Source organism: Chlorogloea sp. CCALA 695 (genome assembly GCF_003003885.1).
Taxonomy (GTDB): Bacteria; Cyanobacteriota; Cyanobacteriia; order Cyanobacteriales; family Chroococcidiopsidaceae; genus Aliterella.
Genome location: NZ_PVWN01000126.1, coordinates 1 through 3,690, shown reverse-complemented (window position 1 = coordinate 3,690; position 3,690 = coordinate 1). Strand labels below are relative to the sequence as shown.

Sequence of the window (3,690 nt, the reverse complement as noted above, 5' to 3'; positions counted from 1 at the left end):
GACTAACCTACTTCCTAGACTTTGCTCTTTTACTCTTAGTCTATCCACAAATCGACAACATTACCTAATGCACTTGATCCGACAAGAATAAACAAGCACATTTAATATTGCCGTATATCTTTATACTAGTAAATATTGTGCGTGCTTAAGGAAAAAGATAACATGTTACTCAAAACTCCAAAAACATTTAGCTTATTAAGCATTGGTAACAGGGGAGTAGGTAAAACAGTTTTTTTAGCTGGTAGCTATGCTGAAATGCACGTTAGTAGTCAGTCAAATAATTTCTCTCAGTTACGGTTTGAATGCCAGGATAGCGAAGTGCAGACAAGTATCGAGAATGTCCTTCGTTACATTACTCAGACTAATCTATATCCCCCTCCCACAATAAAAATCACAAACTTCAACTTCAAACTGAAACGTCGCAATCTATGGGGTACCGAAACACTATGCCATTTTCGCTGGTGGGATATTCCTGGCGAATCCTGCAACGTTAGCAATCCTGACTTCAGAAAGATAGTGTATGCTTCGCATGGCTGCTGTGTATTTGTTGATGCTTATGCGCTTGTGCATAACAGTGCCTACTTACAGACGCTTGAAGATGTTATTCGACAAGTGACGTCAATTGCCAATCTCGTTCATCTGAATAATTTAAAATATACGTTTGCAGTGATTCTTACTAAGTGCGACTTGCTCCAGCCTAGTTCATTTGACAAACAACAACTCAAGAAATACCTGCAACAACTTGTCATCGGTCTGGATAAGTTTAAGGCTGACTACCAGATATTTTACTCGTTCATACCTATTGTTAATGTAGAAGGTACTACAAATCTGAAGGCTACAGGTGCGGCTGCTCCACTCATTTGGTTGGCTTGGAAGGTAAGTAAAGCTCACAATTCCAGTTTGATGAACAATCTACTTAAGTTAATCACTCGCCAACGGTCAATTAGTTCTCAGCCGCAACTAGAAGAAGCCGATGGCTCACTGCAGAGTCAGTTTAGGTCGGCTGACGTAGCAGCGACATTCCAAAAAAGACTCGGTCTATCCTTACTTACAACTGCCCCTAGAAAGCTTTGGCTACTAACTCTAATAGCTGTGGCTTTTGTGGGGGTTATCAGTCTTCCCTTAGTAGACTACAAAAGGTTTCTTTCAGGCGATCTCAACAACTTTATTTCTTTGGAAGATTTAGCTACTTCACATTATATAAATGGACGTTTAGACCAGGCTCTTCCCTTGTTCGAGAGACTTGTACAGCAGCAGCCTGAGCAAATTGATTTGCGTTTGCAGCTTGCCGAGATCTACGCGCGTACATACCAAGCTCAAAAAGCGGAAACAGCTTACGACCAAGTCTTAGCAGAGCAAAGAAACAATTTCAAGGCTTTAGTTGGTAAAGCGGTACTACGTAAAACCCAAGGTGATACCAAAACTGCAGAGCTTCTCTTTGCACAAGCAGAGAAAGCTGCTCCCGCTGAACTTAAGGCGCAGATCCGCGCCATAGCTCAAAATACACTTACTCCGCCCGTTAAACCAATACCTGATGCCAAATGACTAGGTTAACCCTCTCTTTTTGTCCTAGCTATCAACTATGCCTCTACTTATAGATCAACTTATCTATACCAGCTTTCCTGAAGTGGGACTTAGTACTCTTGCTAGTATGCACGTTTCCCCAGAAATTCAGGAAGCCTTTATCCAACAGGTAGTTTACCAGTATTGGGATTCCTACAATCCTCCAAGGTCTGGATACCGGGCTGCTTATTTATATCAAGTAACTCTAGAGCAGAGTCTATTTGGTTGGCTGTACAATGATGGGCAAGACGACTTCGGTCGCAGTCAAATACCCTACTTCCAGTGTTACTACTATTCAGGACGACTGCACGCTGACTTACTCGAAGATATCTTGACTTGCCTACATAGGGGACCAATCACACTGATAGATCGGCAGTTCCCATGTGCCTTAAAAACTTTAGTTGTTCCAAGCTTAAGGAGTTACCAGACGGTCGGTATAGGGGTAGCTATTTCCCTGGGTGTTCGCGAGCGCAGCCACGTTGCACTTGAGCAGGATAGCTTGGTAAATTTGTTCATTGCAGTAGATGGGGAAAAAGTAGTTGAGCTGGAGCGACACAATCAGCAGAAAGCTTATCAACTACCAATAACTTTTACACCAGTTCCTGATCCTCTACTTTTTAAGCAAGAAGATACCTTAGTTTTACAAAACAAGTTATTAGAATCAAAGACAGGCTTACATCCAGGTGATCCTTGTGTTCCTATCTTTCTTAACAAATTTGCAAAGCTAATTTACATTGCATCAGGCGTTATTTCTGTAGTACTAATACTTAATAACTATTATTTTCTACGCCTACCCGTTCCTGCTGCTAAAGTTCAAAAACCCCCAGTTTCTATTCCAGCTAAAGTTCAAAAACCCCCAGTTTCTATTCCAAGTACAAATACTAATTTGGGAAGCATTACTTTGGCTAGTACTCTAACTGGACATTCTGAGGCAGTATGGGGCGTAGCCCTGAGTCCCAATGGTCAGGTACTTGTTAGTGGCAGCACGGACAAAACTATCAAGGTTTGGAATCTAGATACTGGGCAGCTGAGGCGCACACTTGTTGGACATTCCAACATCGTTAGGTCAGTTACCTTCAGACCAAATGGTCAGGTACTTGTTAGTGGCAGTGCGGACAGGACTATCAAGCTATGGAATGTGCAAACTGGGGAACTGATCCGCACCCTCACTGGACATTCTGGTCCAGTTTGGTCTGTAGCCATCAGCCATGATGGACAGACCATAGTTAGTGGCAGCGAGGACAAGACCATCAAAATTTGGAATTTATCAACTGGGAAACTCATCCGTACCCTCACTGGGCATTCTAGCCGCGTTTTCTCTATTGCCCTTAGTTCAGATGGACAAATCCTGATTAGTGGTAGTAAAGACAAGACTATAAAAATTTGGAATTTGTCAACTGGGAAACTCATCCGCACCCTCACTGGGCATTCTGACGCTGTTAGATCCATCGCTTTAAGTCCCGACGAAAGAAAGTTCGCTAGTAGTAGCTGGGACAAGACCATCAAAATTTGGAATTTGTCAACTGGAGAACAGCTCAATACATTTAGGGGGCATAGCGATCATGTAGTGGACATTGCATTCAGTGCTGATGGACAAATTCTCATTAGTACAAGTGTTGATAAGACCATTAAAATTTGGTCTTTGCCTACGAGGAAATTGCTCCGTACCCTAATTGGACATTCTGACTGGGTGCTATCTGCTACTATTAGCCCTTCGGGACAAACTGTAGTTAGTAGCAGTAAAGATAAAACCATCAAGATTTGGAAGAGATAAAATTGTACTGCTGAATGAACTATGAATGAAGTCAACTTGGGACTTGAGTAGAGTGCGACCTCGATCTGATATACTACAAAGAGATAGGAAAGCCGTATTGGTTGAGCTTATTCCAGAATTGGCTCCAACGAGTGGGAGTTAAAACCAAAGTTCTCAAACTAAGTAATACTGCGGCACCAGTTTCTTTCCATCTCATTCCAGAACAGCACAAGCGTTGCTTGATGACAGTTTTACGGGCAGCCTCCGTGACACCAGACCCAATCGGATAGTGTTTTTCACCGTAAAAAGGGTAATGTTGTCGATTTGTGGATAGACTAAGAGTAAAGGAGCAAAGTCTAGGAAGTAGGTCAGTT

Annotated in this window: 2 protein-coding genes and 1 pseudogene; 2 read left to right on the top strand and 1 reads right to left on the bottom strand. The window is 42.4% G+C overall.

Features of this window, described 5'->3' with window-relative positions; translation table 11 throughout:
* The first annotated feature begins 162 nt into the window (after positions 1-162).
* Complete coding sequence (locus tag C7B70_RS25190; protein WP_106371613.1) at positions 163-1,545, top strand: lipopolysaccharide assembly protein LapB; 1,383 nt, start codon at positions 163-165, stop codon at positions 1,543-1,545.
* 37 nt (positions 1,546-1,582) lie between these two features.
* Positions 1,583-3,337 carry a WD40 repeat domain-containing protein gene (locus C7B70_RS25185; RefSeq protein ID WP_106371612.1) on the top strand — a complete coding sequence of 585 codons (1,755 nt, stop codon included), beginning with the start codon at positions 1,583-1,585 and terminating at the stop codon, positions 3,335-3,337.
* Between the two features lie 73 nt (positions 3,338-3,410).
* Here C7B70_RS25185 and C7B70_RS25180 read toward each other — a convergent pair.
* A pseudogene (locus C7B70_RS25180) lies at positions 3,411-3,690 on the bottom strand (hypothetical protein); the annotation flags it as partial.